Origin of the sequence: Pseudomonas sp. Root401 (genome assembly GCF_001425105.1) — a bacterium.
Lineage (GTDB): Bacteria > Pseudomonadota > Gammaproteobacteria > Pseudomonadales > Pseudomonadaceae > Aquipseudomonas > Aquipseudomonas brassicacearum.
On the sequence record NZ_LMDO01000012.1, the window covers coordinates 35,346 to 54,046 of the forward strand.

Annotated in this window: 17 protein-coding genes; 7 read left to right on the top strand and 10 right to left on the bottom strand. The window is 61.4% G+C overall.

Features of this window, described 5'->3' with window-relative positions:
* Nucleotide 1: 1 nt before the first annotated feature.
* The 3 genes from ASC85_RS10185 to ASC85_RS10195 all read right to left on the bottom strand — a co-directional run bounded on the left by ASC85_RS10185 (nt 2) and on the right by ASC85_RS10195 (nt 5,034).
* Nucleotides 2-2,287 carry an ABC transporter permease subunit gene (locus ASC85_RS10185; RefSeq protein ID WP_057449232.1) on the bottom strand — a complete coding sequence of 762 codons (2,286 nt, stop codon included), beginning with the start codon at nt 2,285-2,287 and terminating at the stop codon, nt 2-4.
* Between the two features lie 207 nt (nt 2,288-2,494).
* Nucleotides 2,495-3,496 carry a phosphate ABC transporter substrate-binding protein PstS gene (locus ASC85_RS10190; protein WP_057449233.1) on the bottom strand — a complete coding sequence of 334 codons (1,002 nt, stop codon included), beginning with the start codon at nt 3,494-3,496 and terminating at the stop codon, nt 2,495-2,497.
* A gap of 239 nt (nt 3,497-3,735) precedes the next feature.
* The gene (locus ASC85_RS10195) at nt 3,736-5,034 is read right to left on the bottom strand and encodes an MFS transporter (protein WP_057449234.1); all 1,299 of its coding nucleotides are present in this window, start codon (nt 5,032-5,034) and stop codon (nt 3,736-3,738) included.
* Nucleotides 5,035-5,411: 377 nt separating this feature from the next.
* Between ASC85_RS10195 and ASC85_RS10200 the strand changes: the two genes are divergently transcribed.
* Entirely contained in the window at nt 5,412-5,816 is a 405-nt protein-coding gene (locus tag ASC85_RS10200; RefSeq protein WP_003177184.1) for an acyl-CoA thioesterase, read from the top strand.
* 57 nt (nt 5,817-5,873) lie between these two features.
* Entirely contained in the window at nt 5,874-6,773 is a 900-nt protein-coding gene (locus ASC85_RS10205) for a D-hexose-6-phosphate mutarotase (protein WP_057449235.1), read from the top strand.
* A gap of 72 nt (nt 6,774-6,845) precedes the next feature.
* Here the strand turns inward: ASC85_RS10205 and ASC85_RS10210 are convergent, their stop codons facing one another.
* From ASC85_RS10210 to ASC85_RS10230, 5 genes are all read right to left on the bottom strand, one after another.
* On the bottom strand, nt 6,846-7,382 hold the full coding sequence (locus ASC85_RS10210; RefSeq protein WP_057449236.1) for a DUF3299 domain-containing protein: 537 nt from the start codon (nt 7,380-7,382) through the stop codon (nt 6,846-6,848).
* An 89-nt stretch (nt 7,383-7,471) separates the two neighbouring features.
* A complete protein-coding gene (locus ASC85_RS10215; RefSeq protein ID WP_003196372.1) occupies nt 7,472-7,717 on the bottom strand; it encodes a GlsB/YeaQ/YmgE family stress response membrane protein in 246 nt (81 codons plus the stop codon).
* Nucleotides 7,718-7,819: 102 nt separating this feature from the next.
* Nucleotides 7,820-8,905, bottom strand: a complete 1,086-nt coding sequence (locus ASC85_RS10220) for a 5-(carboxyamino)imidazole ribonucleotide synthase (protein ID WP_057449237.1) — start codon at nt 8,903-8,905, stop codon at nt 7,820-7,822.
* A gap of 12 nt (nt 8,906-8,917) precedes the next feature.
* Nucleotides 8,918-9,409 (bottom strand): 5-(carboxyamino)imidazole ribonucleotide mutase, encoded by a 492-nt coding sequence (gene purE / locus ASC85_RS10225; RefSeq protein WP_003196369.1) that lies wholly within the window; start codon nt 9,407-9,409, stop codon nt 8,918-8,920.
* A gap of 332 nt (nt 9,410-9,741) precedes the next feature.
* On the bottom strand, nt 9,742-10,659 hold the full coding sequence (locus tag ASC85_RS10230; RefSeq protein WP_057449238.1) for a LysR substrate-binding domain-containing protein: 918 nt from the start codon (nt 10,657-10,659) through the stop codon (nt 9,742-9,744).
* A gap of 180 nt (nt 10,660-10,839) precedes the next feature.
* Between ASC85_RS10230 and aspA the strand changes: the two genes are divergently transcribed.
* The 5 genes from aspA (at nt 10,840) to ASC85_RS10255 (ending at nt 17,134) form a co-directional block, all read left to right on the top strand.
* Entirely contained in the window at nt 10,840-12,264 is a 1,425-nt protein-coding gene (aspA, locus tag ASC85_RS10235; protein WP_003196363.1) for an aspartate ammonia-lyase, read from the top strand.
* A gap of 487 nt (nt 12,265-12,751) precedes the next feature.
* Nucleotides 12,752-14,203, top strand: a complete 1,452-nt coding sequence (locus ASC85_RS10240; RefSeq protein ID WP_057449239.1) for an alanine/glycine:cation symporter family protein — start codon at nt 12,752-12,754, stop codon at nt 14,201-14,203.
* Nucleotides 14,204-14,337: 134 nt separating this feature from the next.
* A complete protein-coding gene (locus ASC85_RS10245) occupies nt 14,338-15,342 on the top strand; it encodes an asparaginase (protein WP_057449240.1) in 1,005 nt (334 codons plus the stop codon).
* Between the two features lie 213 nt (nt 15,343-15,555).
* The gene (locus tag ASC85_RS10250; RefSeq protein ID WP_057449241.1) at nt 15,556-16,548 is read left to right on the top strand and encodes an AraC family transcriptional regulator; all 993 of its coding nucleotides are present in this window, start codon (nt 15,556-15,558) and stop codon (nt 16,546-16,548) included.
* A 127-nt stretch (nt 16,549-16,675) separates the two neighbouring features.
* The gene (locus tag ASC85_RS10255) at nt 16,676-17,134 is read left to right on the top strand and encodes an REP-associated tyrosine transposase (RefSeq protein ID WP_057449242.1); all 459 of its coding nucleotides are present in this window, start codon (nt 16,676-16,678) and stop codon (nt 17,132-17,134) included.
* Between the two features lie 243 nt (nt 17,135-17,377).
* Here ASC85_RS10255 and ASC85_RS10260 read toward each other — a convergent pair whose 3' ends face one another.
* Both ASC85_RS10260 and ASC85_RS10265 read right to left on the bottom strand, forming a co-directional pair.
* Nucleotides 17,378-18,028 carry an HAD family hydrolase gene (locus ASC85_RS10260; protein WP_057449243.1) on the bottom strand — a complete coding sequence of 217 codons (651 nt, stop codon included), beginning with the start codon at nt 18,026-18,028 and terminating at the stop codon, nt 17,378-17,380.
* An 81-nt stretch (nt 18,029-18,109) separates the two neighbouring features.
* Nucleotides 18,110-18,655 carry a gamma carbonic anhydrase family protein gene (locus ASC85_RS10265; RefSeq protein WP_003196351.1) on the bottom strand — a complete coding sequence of 182 codons (546 nt, stop codon included), beginning with the start codon at nt 18,653-18,655 and terminating at the stop codon, nt 18,110-18,112.
* Nucleotides 18,656-18,701 lie beyond the last annotated feature (46 nt).

Sequence of the window (18,701 nt, forward strand, 5' to 3'; positions counted from 1 at the left end):
CTTAAAGCGACGAATATTTCTTGCGCAGACGCTGACGGATCAGCTCGGCGAGGGTGTTCATGACGAAGGTGAACAACAGCAGCACCAGTGCCGACAGGAACAGCACGCGGTAATGGCTGCCGCCGACTTCCGACTCGGGCATCTCCACCGCCACGTTGGCCGCCAGGGTGCGCAGGCCTTCGAACAGGTTCATTTCCATGACCGGCGTGTTACCGGTGGCCATCAGCACGATCATGGTCTCGCCCACCGCACGGCCCATGCCGATCATCAGCGCCGAGAAGATGCCGGGGCTGGCGGTGAGGATGACCACGCGGGTCATGGTCTGCCACGGCGTGGCACCAAGGGCCAGGGAGCCCAGGGTCAGGCCGCGCGGCACGCTGAACACGGCGTCTTCGGCAATGGAGTAGATGTTCGGGATCACCGCGAAACCCATTGCCAGGCCGACTACCAGGGCGTTGCGCTGGTCGTAGGTGATACCCAGGTCATGGGAGATCCACATACGCATGTCGCCGCCGAAGAACCAGGCTTCCATGTACGGGCTCATGTACAGCGAGAGCCAGCCGACGAACAGGATCACCGGGATCAGCATCGCGCTTTCCCAGCCTTCTGGAACCCTCAGGCGGATGGATTCCGGCAGGCGGCTGAAGACGAAACCGGCCACCAGGATGCCAATCGGCAGCAACATCAGCAGGCTGAAGATGCCCGGCAAATGCCCTTCAACATAGGGCGCCAGGAACAGGCCGGCGAAGAAACCGAGAATCACCGTTGGCATCGCCTCCATCAGCTCAATTACCGGCTTGACCTTGCGGCGCATGCCCGGAGCCATGAAGTAGGCGGTGTAGATCGCCGCGGCAACCGCCAGCGGCGCAGCCAGCAGCATCGCGTAGAACGCTGCTTTCAGGGTACCGAAGGTCAGCGGCGAGAGGCTCAGCTTGGGTTCGAAGTCAGTGTTGGCGGCGGTCGATTGCCAGACGTATTTAGGTTCGTCGTAGTTTTCGTACCAGACCTTGCTCCACAACGCGCTCCACGAGACTTCCGGGTGCGGGTTGTCCAGCGTCAGCGGTTGCAGCTTGCCGCCCTGCTCCACGATCAAGCGGTTGGCCCGTGGCGACATGCCGAACAGGCCTTGGCCATCGACCACCTGGTCCACCAACAAGGTGCGGTGGGCGGTGCTGTGGAATACGCCGAGCTTGCCGGCCGCGTCGAGCGCAACGAAGCCCTTGCGACGCTCTTCGGCGCTGATCTCAACGATCGGTGTGCTGCCCATCTGGAACGTACGAATCTGTTTGAAGCGCAGCTCGCCGTCGGGATCACGGGCCATGAACCACTGGGCCAGGCCGCCCTTGGAGTCGCCGATGATCAGCGAGATCCCGCCCACCAGCTGGGTGGCGGCGGTGACTTGGGCGTCGGCGTCCTCGAGCAGTTTGTAGCGACCGTTGAGGCTCTTGTCCCGCAGGCTGAACACGTCGGCCTGGGCCCGCCCGTTGACCACATACAGCCATTGCTGGCGCGGGTCGACGAAAATGTTCTTCACCGACTCAGTCATCTGCGGCAGGTCGATGCGCGTCTGCTCGCTGGTGATCTCACCGGTCATCATGTTTTCTTCGCTGGTGAGCGACAGCACTTGCAGCTGGGCACCGCTGGAACCGGCCAGCAACAGGGTCGAATCGGTGGCATTGAGGCTGACATGTTCCAGAGCCGCGCCTTGTTCGTTCAACGCGATCGGCGTCTCGCCGTAAGGGTATTCGACGGCAGGCGAAATGGTTTTCTTGCCGTCTGGGTAGCTGACCTTATAGGTGTGACGGAACACCAGGGCTTGGCCGTTGGACAGACCGATTGCCACCAATGGGCTGCCGGGCTGATCTTCGCCAATGGCGGTCACGCTGGCGCCAGCCGGAATCGGCAGGTCGACGCGGCGCAGTTCGACACCGCTGTCGAGGTCGTAGAACAGCGCCTGGCCCTTGTCGGAAACCCGCATGGCCACTTGGTTCTGTTCTTCGATGGCGATCATCAGCGGTTTGCCGGCGTCTTGCATCCAGGCCGGGGTAATCGAATCCTTGGCCGTCAGGTCCGCACCTTGGAACAAGGGTAGAACCACGTAGGCCAGGAAAAAGAAGATCAACGTAATGGCAGCGAGGACAGCGAGGCCGCCGACCAGCACGTACCAGCGGGTCAGGCGATCCTTGAGCGCGCGAATACGGCGCTTGCGTTGCAGCTCAGGCGTATTGAAGTCAATGCGCTTGGGAGGGGAAGTCGTAGTCATTGTGGAATTGGCCAGATCATTCATTCGCACACCCTAGCGATCCTGTATGACAGAAAGATGACAATGCAGTGACGCAACAAATCCGCCGCCGAGGGAACCGGCAGCGGACAGGAATTTGGGGTGTGGGAGGGTTTGCTCGCGAAGTCAGTCAACATCCCTGTTGAATGCACTGACCTCTTCGCGAGCAAGCCCGCTCCCACAGGAGTCCGGGCGTTGGCCCGGGCTCAGGTATTACTTCTTGGCGACGCTGCCGCCTTCTTGCAGACCCAGGTCAGCCAGTGCCTTGGCGGCCACTTTGGCTGGCAACGGGATGTAGCCGTCCTTGACCACGACTTCCTGGCCTTGCTTGGACAGGATCAGCTTCACGAACTCGGCTTCCAGCGGGGCCAGAGGCTTGTTCGGTGCCTTGTTGACGTAAACGTAGAGGAAGCGCGACAGCGGGTACTTGCCGTTCAGGGCGTTTTCTTCGCTGTCTTCGATGAACTCGCCGCCTTCTTTCTTGGCCAGGGCAACGGTTTTCACGCTGGCGGTCTTGTAGCCGATACCCGAGTAGCCAACGCCGTTGAGCGAGCTGCTGATCGACTGTACAACCGAGGCCGAGCCAGGCTGTTCATTGACGTTGGACTTGTAGTCGCCTTTGCACAGGGCTTCTTCTTTGAAGTAGCCGTAGGTGCCGGACACCGAGTTGCGACCGAACAACTGGACTGGCTTGTTGGCCAGGTCACCGGTCACGCCCAGGTCGCCCCAGGTCTTGACGTCGGCCTTGGCGCCGCACAGACGAGTGGAGGAGAAAATCGCATCAACCTGAGCCATGGTCAGGCCTTTGATCGGGTTGTCCTTGTGCACGAATACCGCCAGGGCGTCCACGGCAACCGGGATGGCGGTAGGCTTGTAACCGTATTTGGTTTCGAAAGCCTGCAGCTCGTTATCCTTCATCTTGCGGCTCATCGGGCCCAGGTTGGAGGTGCCTTCGGTGAGCGCAGGTGGTGCGGTGGAGGAACCGGCAGCCTGAATCTGGATGTTTACGTTCGGATATTCTTTCTTGTAGTTCTCGGCCCACAAGGTCATCAGGTTAGCCAGGGTATCGGAGCCGACGCTGGACAGGTTGCCCGATACACCAGTGGTCTTGGTGTAAGACGGGATTGCCGGGTCAACACCAGCGGCAACCGCGCTGGCAGTCGCAACGCCAGCAGCGACAAAAGTCATTGCCGCCATCAAACGCTTCAGTTTCATGCCTTACTCCTAGCAGATAGGGTGTGTTAAGTCGGCCAAGTATCGGTAAGCCGTGTGAACACTCTATGGCTGAAATATGACAATTGGATGAAAGGCCAGTATCGAGTTTTACAAGATGATTCATGCAGCCCCAATCGCGAGCAAGCTCGCTCCCACAGGGGCTTTGCGGTGAACGCAGAACCCTTGTGGGAGCGAGCTTGCTCGCGATGAGGCCAGTGCAGTCAGTGAAAGATTCGGGCCTAGCGCCCCTTCTTCCAGAGATACCCGCCCACCACAATCCCGATCCCGCAGATGGCCGCCACGTAATACGCCGGCCCCATCGAGCTCTCTTTCAACAGCAGGGTGACGATCATCGGCGTCAACCCGCCGAAGATTGCATAGGCCAGGTTGTAGGAGAACGACAAGCCGCTGAAGCGCACCACGGCCGGGAAGGCATTGACCATGACGTAAGGCACTGCGCCGATGGTACCTACCAGCAAGCCACTCAGGGCATACAGCGGGAACAGCCATTCGGGGTGGTCGAACAGGCAGTGGTAGAAGGTCCAGAAGGTGATCAGCAGCAAACCGCTACCGAAGACAAACACCCGGCCAGCACCAAAACGGTCGGCCAGCACACCCGCACCGATGCAACCGAAACTCAGGAACACGATCGCCAGGCTGTTGGCCTGCAACGCGGTGGTCGGACTGAAGTGGTACACCGTCTGCAGCACGGTCGGTGTCATCAGGATGACCACAATGACGCCGGCCGACAGCAGCCAGGTCAACAGCATGGAAATGACGATGGCGCCGCGATGATCACGCAGCACGGCCCGCAGCGGCACTTCCTCGGCCAGGGCCTTGCGCAGTTGCAGCTCGGCGAACACCGGGGTTTCGTGCAACCAGCGACGCAGGTACACCGAAAACAGCCCGAACACGCCACCCAGCAGGAACGGGATCCGCCAGGCGTAATCGGCCACTTCCACCGGTGTATAGATGCTGTTGATCGCCGTGGCGACCAGCGAACCCAACAAAATCCCCGCGGTCAGCCCGCAGGTCAGCGTGCCGCAGGCATAGCCGATGTGGCGCGCCGGAACGTGTTCGGAAACGAATACCCAGGCACCCGGCACTTCCCCGCCGATGGCCGCGCCCTGGATCACCCGCATCAGCAACAGCAGGATGGGCGCCCACATGCCGATCTGTGCATAAGTGGGCAGCAGGCCCATGATCAGGGTCGGCACGGCCATCATGAAAATGCTCAGGGTGAACATCTTCTTGCGCCCCAGCAGGTCGCCGAAGTGGGCCATGACGATCCCGCCCAGCGGCCGGGCCAGGTAACCGGCGGCAAAAATGCCGAAGGTCTGCATCAAGCGCAGCCACTCGGGCATTTCGGCAGGGAAGAACAATTTGCCGACCACGGTGGCAAAGAACACGAAAATGATGAAATCGTAGAACTCCAGCGCACCGCCCAAGGCAGAAAGCGACAGGGTCTTGTAATCGTTGCGGGTCAATGGACGTGCGGGTTGTGCGGGCGTCGCCGTGCTCGAAGGCGCAGTGGTCATGGCAAGGACTTCTCTTATAGTTGGTTCTGCAACCCTGTTAACACGGGTTGGGGGCCTGGGCAGGTCCGGCACGATAGCAAATTGTTCGAAAAAGCACATAGAGGTGCGTATTTGATAGTCAAAATCAGAACCGGGTGGTCGTCTCGACGTCTATCGCCCGATATACTCGCAACCTTGCAGTACTCTGTAAGGGGTTGCTGTGCGAAAACGTCGTTGGTGGTGTAGTACCAGAACCAGCCGGTTTCGCAGAGTTTCCCTTTGGCACGCCTTTACGAAAAACGTGACGAACGCAGTATGTTCGGGCTGAATCGTTTTTTACAAAGACGGCTATTCACCTGAAGTACAAGACAGCGTTACGGGTCAGAGGCACCCCCGGCATGATAGAGCTCGAACAAGAAGATCCAATCCCGCAAGGCGACCTGGCCCTGCAAATCACCGCGCTCCCTCGCGAGACCAACGGCTTCGGCGATATTTTCGGCGGCTGGCTGGTGTCCCAGATGGACCTGGCCGGCACCGCCATGGCCAGCAAAGTGGCGGGCGGACGCGTGGCCACCGTGGCGATCGATCGCATGGCGTTCCTCGTGCCGGTGGCAGTGGGGGCGCAGCTTTCCTTTTATACCCAGGCGCTGGAGATCGGCCGCAGCTCGATCCAGATGATGGTCGAAGTCTGGAGCGACGACCCGCTGTCCAGTGAATGGCGCAAGGTGACCGAGGCGGTATTTGTCTTCGTCGCCATCGACGGCAGCGGTCGCACCCGCTCGGTTCCGCCGCGCGCCCGTTAAACACGGCGGCCGTTTTGCGGTCCATTGCAGTCCCTGTTCCCGAGCGAGATTTGCAACATGCCTACGCCCAACGTCGAAGCCGTCAAACTGGATGAACTGAACGCCTGGCGCATCCGCCACGGTCAGGCCGAGTTGCTGGTGGCCCAACAAGGCGCGCATATCCTCAGCTATCAAGTGGACGGCCAGCCGCCGCTGATCTGGCTCAACGACCAGGCCACGTTCAAGGCCGGCAAGAGCATCCGCGCGGGCGTGCCGGTTTGCTGGCCGTGGTTCGGCAACCTGACGCGCAACCCCGACAGCGTACAGGCCATGCGCGTGAGCAACGACCCGGCCACCGCCCACGGCCTGGTGCGGGCGATGGATTGGACGTTGAAGGGCATCGAAGCCGAAGGTGAAAGCCTCAAGGTGGAATTCGTGCTGCCCTACCCCGAGAATGGCCTTGCGGGCTGGCCTCACCAGGTCGACCTGACGCTGGCCATCGTGATGGACGAGCAACTGCATATCCGCCTCACCAGCCATAACCGTGGCAGCGAAACCGTCAGCCTCAGCCAGGCGCTGCACAGCTACTTTGCCGTGAGCGACGTGCGCAACGTGCAGGTCGAAGGGGTCGATGGCTTGAGCTACATCGAGACCCTGGACGACTGGAAAACCGTTACCCAGGCCGGCAACCTGCACTTTGCTGGCGAGACCGACCGCATCTACCTCGATACCCCGCCAAAGCTGAGCATCATTGACCCGCAGTGGGAACGCCGGATCGAGCTGACCAGCAGTGGTTCGCGCTCGGCGGTGATCTGGAACCCCTGGACCGAACGCGCCAAGGCCTTCAGCGACATGGCCGACGACGGCTGGCAGCGCATGCTGTGCATCGAGACGGCGAACGTGATGGACGATGTGGTGACGCTGTTGCCGCAGGCCAGCCATACCCTGGGCGTGAGCATCGGCAGCAAGCCGCTCTAAGCTACAGCACAAACCCCAATGTGGGAGCTTGCTCGCTCCCACATTGGGGTTTGTGTCAGGCCAACCGGCCTATTACAAATCCGCTTCCTGCACCACCCGCACCTTCTGCGCCTCCAGCGCATACGCCGCACTCGCCAGATCGTTGTCGACCTTTTCGATCTTCAGCGTGCCGGTCACCCACAGCGGTGTATAGATGTCATCCAGCTTCAGGCCTTTGGGATAACGCACCAGCACCAGTTGGTTAGGCGGCGGTGGCGGGACGTGGATGCAGGCGCCGGGGTAAGGCACCAGGAAAAACAGCGTGCTGCGGCCCTTGGCGTCGGTTTCCAGCGGCACCGGGTAACCACCGATGCGGATGTGCTTGTCGTTCATCGCCGCCACGGTCTTGGTCGAATACATCACCGCCGGCAAGCCTTTGCTTTGCTTCAGGCCACCTTTTTCGGTGAAGGTGCCGCTGGCTTCGGGGGAGTTGTGGTCAATTTCAGGCATGGCCTCGAGGGCTTTCTGGTCCGACTTGGGCATCAGTTCGAGCCAGTCGGTTTCCGGCAGTTCGGCAGCATGGGCCAGGCCACTGCCCAGCAGAAGAAGGGTCAACACTAGACGGCGCATGAAAGGGCTCGGCAATGAGTGGAAAGTGCAACGCCGAGCATTCTAGCCCCCTCTGCGCGCCAGGCAGAGAGGGCTTTATCGCATTTGAATCAGTTTCTTTTGATCAGGCCGTAGATCACCAGCAATACCACCGCGCCCACCAGGGCACCGATGAAACCAGCACCTTGGCCGGCCTGGTAGATGCCCAGGGCCTGGCCGCCGTAAGTGGCTGCCAACGAACCGCCGATACCGAGCAGGATGGTCATGATCCAGCCCATGCTGTCATCGCCCGGTTTCAGGAAGCGTGCCAGCAGGCCAACGATCAAGCCGATAAAAATGGTTCCGATGATTCCCATGGCATTGCCCTCTGGTTGGATAGCGATGCCAAAGCCCGATCAGGCTTTGGCACTTAGCCATGAGAGAGGTTAGCCGACGAATGGTTCCACCGATGTTGCGGATTATTGCTCGGCGATCAGCGTCTCGACCTTGATGATCTGCTGGGCCAACGTCGCCCGGTCCGCGCAGCGCAGGTTGGCGTGGCCGACCTTGCGCCCGGCCTTGAATGCCTTGCCATAGTGATGCAAATGGCAGTCAGCGATCGACAGGACTTTCTCGCTGTCCGGCACCTTGCCGATGAAGTTGAGCATCGCGCTCTCGCCGATCTTGGCGGTCGACCCCAGCGGCAGCCCGGCCACCGCCCGCAGGTGGTTTTCGAACTGGCTGCACTCGGCGCCTTCGGTGGTCCAGTGCCCGGAGTTGTGTACCCGAGGTGCGATTTCGTTGGCCTTGAGGCCGCCGTCCACTTCAAAGAACTCGAACGCCATCACGCCGACATAATCGAGCTGCTTGAGCACCCGGCTGGAATAGTCTTCGGCCAGGGCCTGCAACGGATGATCGGTGCTGGCAACGGACAGCTTGAGGATGCCGTCCTTGTGAGTGTTGTGCACCAGCGGGTAGAAACGGATTTCACCGTCACGGGCACGCACGGCAATCAGCGAGACTTCCCCGGTGAACGGCACGAAGCCTTCCAGCAGGCAGCCCACGCTGCCGAGTTCGGCGAACGTACCGACCACGTCTTCAGGCTTGCGCAGGACTTTCTGGCCCTTGCCGTCGTAACCCAGGGTACGGGTCTTGAGCACGGCGGGCAGGCCGATCGCAGCGACGGCGGCGTCCAGGTCGGCCTGGGACTGAATGTCGGCAAAAGCCGGCGTAGGGATGCCCAGGTCCTTGAACATGTTTTTTTCGAACCAGCGGTCACGGGCAATCCGCAAGGCTTCGGCGCTCGGGTAGACCGGAACGAACTGGGACAGGAAAGCCACGGTTTCGGCCGGGACGCTTTCGAATTCGAAGGTCACCAGGTCGACTTCATCGGCCAATTGACGCAGGTGATCCTGGTCGCCGTAGTCGGCCCGCAGGTGTTCACCCAACGCAGCGGCACAGGCGTCCGGCGCCGGGTCCAGGAAAGCGAAGTTCATCCCCAGCGGCGTACCTGCCAGGGCCAACATGCGACCCAACTGGCCGCCACCGATTACACCGATCTTCATTCGTCAACAACCTCAGGCAATGCGTGGGTCTGGATTGTCCAGGACGCTGTCTGTCTGCTCAGCGCGGAATTTTTTCAGCACGGTATGAAATTGTGGATGCTTGGCGCCCAGGATGCTCGCCGACAGCAGGGCCGCGTTGATCGCGCCAGCCTTGCCGATGGCCAGGGTCGCGACCGGGATGCCGGCTGGCATCTGCACGATCGACAGCAACGAATCGACGCCCGAGAGCATCGAAGACTGGACCGGCACGCCCAGCACCGGCAGGTGGGTCTTGGCCGCACACATGCCTGGCAAATGGGCGGCGCCACCGGCACCGGCGATGATCACCTCGATGCCACGCGCCTCGGCCTCTTCGGCGTACTGGAACAGCAAGTCCGGGGTACGGTGGGCGGAGACCACTTTCACCTCGTAAGGGATGCCGAGCTTTTCCAGCATATCGGCGGTGTGGCTAAGGGTGGACCAATCGGACTTGGAGCCCATGATCACGCCAACCAGTGCACTCATCGTCGTGCCTCTTCTCTCTGGGCGCCCGCAGGCGCGTCAAAAAACAACAAGCCACGCAGGAAACCGGCGTGGCTTGTTGTACGAATTATGGCCGGGCAAGCCGACCGAAGGCCGGGCAGTATACCGAAAATGGTGCGTTAAACGCACTTTCGCCGACCATCTGTCATTTGCGGTGAAGTGGCGGTTTTATTGACCTCAAAGTCAGTCTTGAGGCAACGCAAATTCCTTGTGGGAGCGAGCCTGCTCGCGATAGCGGCGTATCAGTCAATGCAAATATTGACTGCAAGTCAGCTATCGCGAGCAGGCTCGCTCCCACAGGGTTTGCAGTGCTATCAAGATCCCGCGGCACCCTGCGCCACGCCGCCTTCGAGCTTGCGCCACAACAACCGCACATTGGCCTTGCGCACCAAGGCGCAGCGGTACAGGCGAATCTCCAACGGTACGTGCCATTGCGGGCCGCCGCAGATCACCAGTTCGCCCCGGGCCAGTTCGGCGCGTACGCTCAGGTGCGGCACCCAGGCGATGCCCAGGCCTTCCAGGGCCATGCTTTTCAGGCTGTCGGCCATGGCCGTTTCGTAGATCGTGGTGAACCGCAGCGCCCGCTGGCGCAACAACTGGTTGACCGAACGCCCGAGGAACGCCCCGGCGCTGTAGGCCAGCAGTGGCACGCTGGCCTCTCCTTCAAGGTCGAACAGCGGCTTGCCATCGGCATCGGCGGCGCACACCGGAAGCATCTCGGTCTGGCCCAGGTGCAGCGATGGGAAGATCTCCGGGTCCATCTGCATGGCCGAGTCCGGATCGTAGAAGGCCAACATCAGGTCGCAGCCCCCTTCACGCAAGGCGTGGACGGCGTCGCCGACGTTGGTCGCCACCAGCCGCGTGGCGATGTTCATTCCCTCGTTGCGCAGTTGCGCAATCCAGCGCGGGAAAAAGCCCAGCGCCAGGGAGTGGGCAGCGGCCACTTGTATGACTTCGCCCTGCCCGCCCTCCAGGTGATGCAAATGGCGCAACACTTCACCCAGTTGCTCGACCACCGTGCGCGCCGTCACCAGGAACAACTGCCCCGCCGCCGTCAGCTCGACGGGCGTGCGCGAACGGTTGACCAGGGTCAGTCCCAGCGCCGCCTCGAGGCTGCGGATTCGCCGGCTGAAGGCCGGTTGCGTCACGAAGCGCCGTTCGGCCGCCTGGGAGAAACTGCGAGTCGCGGCCAGGGCACTGAAGTCCTCAAGCCATTTGCTTTCAAGATTCATCACGTCCTCCCTTACACGCACCAAAACAGGTCACACGTTCGTCGCACCGCCGACGTCACACCGACATTATGCCGAATATGCATAGGCCAGTGCTTAACAGCATTGGCCCTATTTTTTTTGAGAGCCTAGGATTCGCAGCGTTCCGGCTCAGACCGGGTCCTTATCGAGATGATTTCCATCATGTCCTCCGCTGCATCATTCCGCACAGAAAAAGACCTGCTTGGCGTACTCGAAGTACCAGCGCAAGCGTATTACGGCATCCAGACCCTACGAGCGGTAAACAACTTCCGTCTCTCAGGCGTCCCGATCTCGCATTACCCTAAGCTGGTGGTCGGTCTGGCAATGGTCAAACAGGCCGCCGCTGACGCCAACCGCGAACTGGGCCAGCTCAGCGAAGCCAAGCATGCAGCCATCAGTGAAGCCTGTGCACGATTGATCCGCGGCGATTTCCACGAAGAATTCGTGGTGGACATGATCCAGGGCGGCGCCGGCACGTCGACCAACATGAATGCCAACGAAGTCATCGCCAACATCGCACTGGAGGCCATGGGCCACCAGAAAGGCGAGTACCAGTACCTGCACCCCAACAACGACGTGAACATGGCGCAGTCCACCAACGACGCCTACCCGACCGCGATCCGCCTGGGTCTGCTGCTGGGCCACGACGCGTTGCTGGCCAGCCTCGACAGCCTGATCCAGGCGTTCGCGGCCAAAGGTGAAGAATTCAGCCACGTCCTGAAAATGGGCCGCACCCAGCTGCAAGACGCCGTGCCGATGACCCTCGGCCAGGAATTCCGCGCCTTCGCCACCACCCTGAGCGAAGACCTGGCGCGCCTGAAAACCCTGGCGCCTGAACTGCTCACTGAAGTGAACCTGGGCGGCACCGCCATCGGCACCGGCATCAACGCCGACCCGCGCTACCAGGCCCTGGCCGTACAGCGCCTGGCGACCATCAGCGGCCAGCCGCTGGTTCCGGCCGCCGACCTGATCGAAGCCACCTCCGACATGGGCGCCTTCGTGCTGTTCTCCGGCATGCTCAAGCGCACTGCGGTCAAGCTGTCGAAGATCTGCAACGACCTGCGCCTGCTGTCCAGCGGCCCGCGCACCGGCATCAACGAAATCAACCTGCCGGCCCGCCAGCCAGGCAGCTCGATCATGCCCGGCAAGGTCAACCCGGTGATCCCGGAGGCGGTCAACCAGGTGGCATTCCAGATCATCGGCAACGACCTGGCCCTGACCATCGCGGCCGAAGGCGGCCAACTGCAACTGAACGTGATGGAACCGCTGATCGCCTTCAAGATCTTCGACTCGATCCGCCTGCTGCAACGGGCCATGGACATGCTGCGCGAGCACTGCATCGTCGGCATCACCGCCAACGAAGCGCGCTGCCGCGAACTGGTCGAGCACTCGATCGGCCTGGTCACCGCCCTGAACCCGTACATCGGCTATGAAAACGCCACCCGCATCGCCCGTGTTGCCCTGGAAAGTGGCCGCGGCGTGCTGGAACTGGTGCGCGAAGAAGGCTTGCTCGACGACGCCATGCTCGACGACATCCTGCGCCCGGAAAACATGATTGCTCCGCGTCTGGTCCCGCTCAAAGCGTGATCGACACGACCACCGCTCACCAGGTCGAGGGACTAGACACCTCTCACCTTTTGAGGGCTTGGGGATCTTCCCCAAGCCCTTTTTTTAATTGATAGCAGCAAAGGATGACTGAACCTGTGGGAAGGAACCTGCTCGCGATAAACGACGACGCGCTGCCCGTTGTAAACCGCGTCGCCAGCCAACGCGAGCAGGCTCGCCCCCACAAGAACCTGACCGAAGGGCCAGGTGTTTCAAAGGGTTCGTTTCGTCGGACGCACCACAACTGTGCAGACGGGCACCGCACTGATAGGTATAGTGCCGCCCCTCTTCGCGTGAGTGGTCGTCTGCAGCGAGACCCTTAAACATGCGAAAACCGAACTAATAACAACCCGCGAAAATGGACCGGGACGAAACATCGCCTCACCTGTTGGGCCGCGCGCCGACCGATGTAACGCGATATTTCCAAATGGCCAGCATTTGCTTAAACAAAAAACAGCGAGGAATACTCATGCTTGAAGTCATCAACGACTTCCTCTCAGGGAAAGTGCTGATCGTGCTCATTGTCGGGCTCGGGAGCTACTTCACGATCCGCTCGCGTTTCGTCCAGTTCCGTCATTTCTTTCACATGTTCGCGGTGTTCCGTGACAGCCTGAAAAGCAGCACTGACCAGCTCAGTTCCTTCCAGGCCCTGATGCTCAGCCTGGCCGGTCGTGTCGGCGCGGGCAACATCGCCGGTGTCGGTATCGCCGTGACCCTTGGCGGTCCTGGTGCGGTGTTCTGGATGTGGGTGACCGCGCTGGTCGGCATGTCCAGCAGCTTCTTCGAATGCTCCCTCGGTCAGCTCTACAAGCGCTGCGACTCCGAAGGCCAGTTCCGTGGCGGCCCGTCCTACTACATCCAGCACGGCCTGCAGAAGCGCTGGTTGGGCATGATCATGGCGGTCCTGCTGCTGGTCACCTTCGGCTTCGCCTTCAACGGCCTGCAAGCCCACGCAGTCACTCACTCCCTGAACAACGCCTTCGGCTTCGACACCACCTACACCGGCCTGGGCCTGGCGGTGCTGCTGGGCCTGGTGTTCATTGGCGGGATCAAGCGCATCGCCAAGGTCGCCGACCTGCTGGTACCGGTCAAGACCCTGGCGTACATCGCCGTGACCATCTACGTGATCGTGCTGCAGTTCGAACATGTACCGGGCATGCTGGCGACCATCGTCAAGAGCGCCTTCGGTCTGGACCAGGCCTTTGGCGGCCTGATCGGCAGCGCCATCGTCATGGGCGTCAAGCGTGGCGTGTTCGCCAACGAAGCCGGCCTGGGCAGTGCGCCTAACGTAGCCGCCGTCGCGTCGGTCGAGCACCCGGTAGCCCAGGGCGTGGTACAGGCGTTCAGCGTGTTCCTGGACACCTTCGTGATCTGCACCTGCACCGCGCTGCTGATCCTGCTGTCGGGCTTCTACACCCCGGGCTTCGAAGGCGACGGCATTGCCCTGACCCAGAACTCCCTGGCGGCCGTCGTGGGTGACTGGGGCCGGATCTTCATCTCCGTGGCCCTATCCTTGTTCGTGTTCACCTCGATCCTCTACAACTACTACCTGGGCGAGAACAACCTGCGCTTCATGCTGGGTGAGAACCGCAAGGCGCTGATTGCCTACCGCACGCTGGTCCTGGTCCTGATTTTCTGGGGCGCCGTCGAAAACCTCAGCACCGTGTTCGCCTTCGCCGACATCACCATGACCCTGCTGGCGTTCGTGAACCTGATCGCGCTGTTCCTGCTGTTCAAGGTCGGCATGCGCATCCTGCGTGACTACGATGACCAACGTTCGGCCGGCATCAAGACCCCAGTCTTCGATTCCAGCAAGTTCCCGGACCTGGATCTGGACCGCAAGGCTTGGCCGGCCAACCCATCGGCGTCGGCTGCCAAACCTGACACCGCTGTTGCTGGCGCGACCGCAGCGCAACGCTGATCGGTAAAAGCTGTTTGTAAAAACCGGACGCATCCCCTGCGTCCGGCGTGACACAGCCTAAGGTCGGCGTCATGCTCGACCTTATGTTGTGGCGGCTAACCCAGGCTGCCTTTTCGTCCTCGGAGAACAACCCCATGAATGGCTCGACCTACCCTGCCGCCCAGCACGTCATGGTGCTCTACACCGGTGGCACCATCGGCATGCAGGCCAGCGCCCACGGCCTGGCCCCGGCATCCGGCTTCGAAGCGCGTATGCGCGACTACCTGCACAGCCAACCCGAACTCGTCGTGCCGCAATGGCGCTTCCGGGAAATGTCGCCGCTGATCGACAGCGCCAACATGACCCCGGCCTACTGGCAGCAACTGCGCGAAGCGGTGGTCGATGCCGTGGATGTGCAGGGCTGCGACAGCGTGCTGATCCTGCATGGCACCGACACCCTGGCCTACAGCGCCGCGGCGATGAGCTTCCAACTGCTGGGCCTGCATGCGCGGGTCTGCTTCACCGGTTCCATGCTGCCCGCCGGCGTGACCGACAGCGACGCCTGGGAAAACCTCAGCGGCGCGCTGGTCGCGCTTGGCCAGGGTCTGGCGCCAGGCGTGCACCTGTACTTCCACGGTGAGCTGCTGGCGCCAACCCGTTGCGCGAAAGTGCGCAGCTTCGGGCGCCACCCGTTCAAGCGCCTCGAACGCCAGGGCGGCGGCGTCAAAGCCTCCTCGCTGCCGGCGCAGTTGAATTACAACCAGCCCAAGCAACTGGCGAACATCGCGGTGTTGCCGCTGTTTCCCGGCATCAGCGCGCAGGTCCTCGATGGCCTGCTGGGCAGCGGCATCCAGGGCCTGGTGCTGGAATGCTACGGCAGCGGCACCGGGCCAAGCGACAACCCGGCCTTCCTCGCCAGCCTCGAGCGGGCGCGGGACAGCGGCGTGGTAGTCGTGGCGGTGACCCAATGCCATGAAGGTGGCGTCGAGCTGGACGTGTATGAGGCTGGCAGCCGCTTGCGCGGCGTCGGCGTGCTGTCCGGCGGCGGTATGACCCGCGAGGCCGCGTTCGGCAAGCTACAGGCCTTGATTGGCGCGGGGCTGCCGGTGGAAGAGGTTCGGCGGCTGGTAGAGCTGGACCTGTGTGGCGAGCTGAGCTGACACACTGCACAACCTGTGGGAGCGAGCCTGTGGGAGCAAAGCTTGCTCGCGATGCAGGCGACACGGATCAACTGTAAGGTCGCGTCATCGTTCTTCGCGAGCAAGCTTTGCTCCCACAGGTTTACTCCCACATTAGAGGTTGTGTTGAACCTTCGATTTTCGCCCGGCATATAACTTGCTCCATCTCCAGCCTTCCCCAGGCAGGAAACGGGCATGCTTCATTCCCACCTCACCACCCTCAACGCCGTCTCCCTGGTGCTGAGCACCTTCAAGAACCAAGGGCTGTCCAGTGAGGCATTGCTGGCCGGCAGCGGCATCAGCGCGGCGGACCTGAGCCGGGCCGATACGCGCATCACCACCAACCAGGAGATGCAGGTCTGCGCCAACGCCGTGGCCCTCAAGCGCGACATCGGCCTGGAGCTGGGCCTGCGCATGCACGTTTCGTCCTACGGCATGCTCGGCTATGCGCTGCTCACCAGTGCCACCTTAGGTGACGCCTTGCGCCTGGCGCTGCGCTATCCGGCGCTATTGGGAACACTCTTCGAGCTGAACCTGGATGATGACGGCCAGTACATCTGGTTCAGCGCCAGCGATTATCGGGAGAACCCGGCCCTGGCGGTGTTCAATGCCGAGTTCTGCATGGTTTCACTGAGGGTCATCTGTAACGACCTCCTTGGTCATGCACTGCCCTTGCGTGCGGCACGCTTCGACCATCCGGCGCCCGATTACCAGGCGCGCTACGCAGCGCTCTTCGATTGCCCGGTGCGCTTCGACAGCGTCGATAACGCGTTCGCCTTCGAGCGCCACTGGCTCGACCAACCCTTGCCCCTGGCCGACCCCATCACCCATCACGCCATGGCCGAACGTTGCCGCCGGCAGAACACCGAGTTCACCGGACGCCAGGCCTGGCTGGGGCGGATCCGCCAGTTGCTCGACGCCCAACTGAACGCCGCCCCCGGGCTGGAAGGCCTGGCCGAACAGATGAACTGCTCGGCGCGCACCTTGCGGCGCCACCTCAAGGACCTGGGCTGCAGCTATCAGGAACTGCTGGACGAACTGCGCTTCGAACGAGCCAAGCAGATGCTCTGCGAGGACCAATTGCCGATCTATCGAATCGCTGAACGACTGGGCTTCAGCGAAACCGCCAGCTTCCGCCATGCCTTCGTGCGCTGGAGCGGCGTGGCGCCAAGCCAGTTCAGGGCCTGATTCCCCGTGGGAACAAGGCTTGCCCGCGATGGCGTCAGCCCAGACACATCCTGCTCCAACATTCCAAGTCGGATCCGCTTCTGCTGTCCTAGCCTTGAAATAAAGGACAGATCAAGGAGGATCACTTGTGACAACACTGCCTCATTCCCAACAGTTGCGTTTCGGACGTTATTCGCAGTCTGGACAAATCTATTTACTGACCGTGAATACGCGCGACCGCGAGCCGTTTTTTGGCCGCTTCGAGACAGGACGCTTGGTGGTTGACGCCTTCCGAAAGGCTCAGGAAGAACAATTTGCCCATTCGTTGGCCTGGGTGGTGATGCCAGACCATTTTCACTGGCTGATCGAATTGCAGGGTATAGAACTCTCCAAGCTGATTGCGCGAACAAAGTCTCGGACCACGGTTGTCTTCAATCGATTGACGCAGCGGGAAGGATCGCTTTGGCAGGAGGGATTTCATGACCGAGCCATTCGCAAGGAGGAAGATCTGCAAACAGTCGCTCGATATGTCGTGGCAAACCCGCTGCGAGCCGGTTTAGTTAAGAAAATTGGGGACTACCCATTGTGGGACGCGATATGGGTCTGATTCGATTTAGGCTGCGTTCATAATGGCCTCATCGCGGGCAAGCCTTGCTCCCACAGGTATTCCAAATGCTGCTTTTTGGGGGGAGCAAGCCTGCTCCCCCAGGCATTCCAGATGCTGCTTTTGTGGGGAAGCCTTACTCCCGCAGGTACTCCAGATGCTGCTTTTTGGCGGAGCAAGCCTTGCCCCCATAGCATTCAAGGCGCTGCCCTGTGGGAGCAAGGCTTGCCCGCGATGGCAATATGACTAACCCCGCAAAAACGCCTGATGCAACTCATCCACCGTCTCGAAGTGATACGCCGGGCCCTCGGCGCTGAGTTCTTCATGGCTGCCGAATCCATACCCCACCGCCGCTGCATCCAGGCCGTTGCTGCGGGCGCCGATCAGGTCGTGCTTGCGGTCGCCGATCATCAGGGTGGTCGCTGGGTCGAGGCCTTCTTCGGCCAGCAGGTGGGCAATCAACTCGACCTTGTTGGTGCGGGTGCCGTCCAGTTCGCTGCCGTAGATCACCTTGAAGTGCCGGGCGAAGTCGAAGTGGCGGGCGATTTCCCGGGCGAACACCCAGGGTTTGGAAGTGGCGATGTACAACTGGCGCCCCTGGCCGCCCAAGGTTTCCAGCAGAGGCATCACGCCGTCGAAGACGCGGTTTTCGTACAGCCCGGTGACCTTGAACCGCTCGCGATAGAAATTCACCGCCTCCCAGGCCTTCGCTTCGTCGAAGTCGTAAAACTGCATGAAGGCCTGCAACAGCGGCGGGCCGATGAAATGCTCGAGGCGGGTCAGGTCGGGTTCGTCGATGCCCAGTTTGCTCAAGGCGAACTGGATCGAACGGGTGATGCCCTCGCGGGGGTCGGTGAGGGTGCCGTCGAGGTCGAAGAGTACAGTCTGGTAGTGCATGGCTGTTCCTGGGGAATATCACTGAATTGTGAGTGCTTCGCACTCAAGCGGGAGCAAGCTCCCTCGCCACGATGAACCTCATCAAGGCTGGTCGTAGCCTTCGGCCAGGTGCAGGTCCTTGAGCTTCACGTAGTTCGCCGCGCTGTAGGTGAAGAAGGCGCGCTCCTTGTCCGTCAGCGGCCGGGCCTGCTTCACCGGGCTGCCCACATATAAAAAGCCGCTTTCCAGGCGTTTGCCCGGCGGTACCAGGCTGCCGGCACCGATGATCACATCATCTTCGACCACCGCGCCGTCCATGACGATGCTGCCCATGCCGATCAGGACCCGGCTGCCCACGGAGCAACCATGGAGCATGACCTTGTGGGCGATGGTCACGTCGTCGCCGATCAGCAACGGGAAACCCTCGGGATTGAACGGCCCGGCGTGGGTGATGTGCAGCACGCAACCATCCTGGACGCTGGTACGCGCACCGATACGGATGCGGTGCATGTCGCCGCGAATGACCGTCAGCGGCCAGACGGAGCTGTCTTCGCCGATTTCGACGTCGCCGATCACCACCGCGGTGCTGTCGACAAAAGCGCCACGGGCTAGCCGTGGGCTGTGGTTCTGGTACGTGCGAAGGGTCACGATAGGCTCTCTCTTATCCGGTGATAGGCGCTGCTAGCTGCGGTGA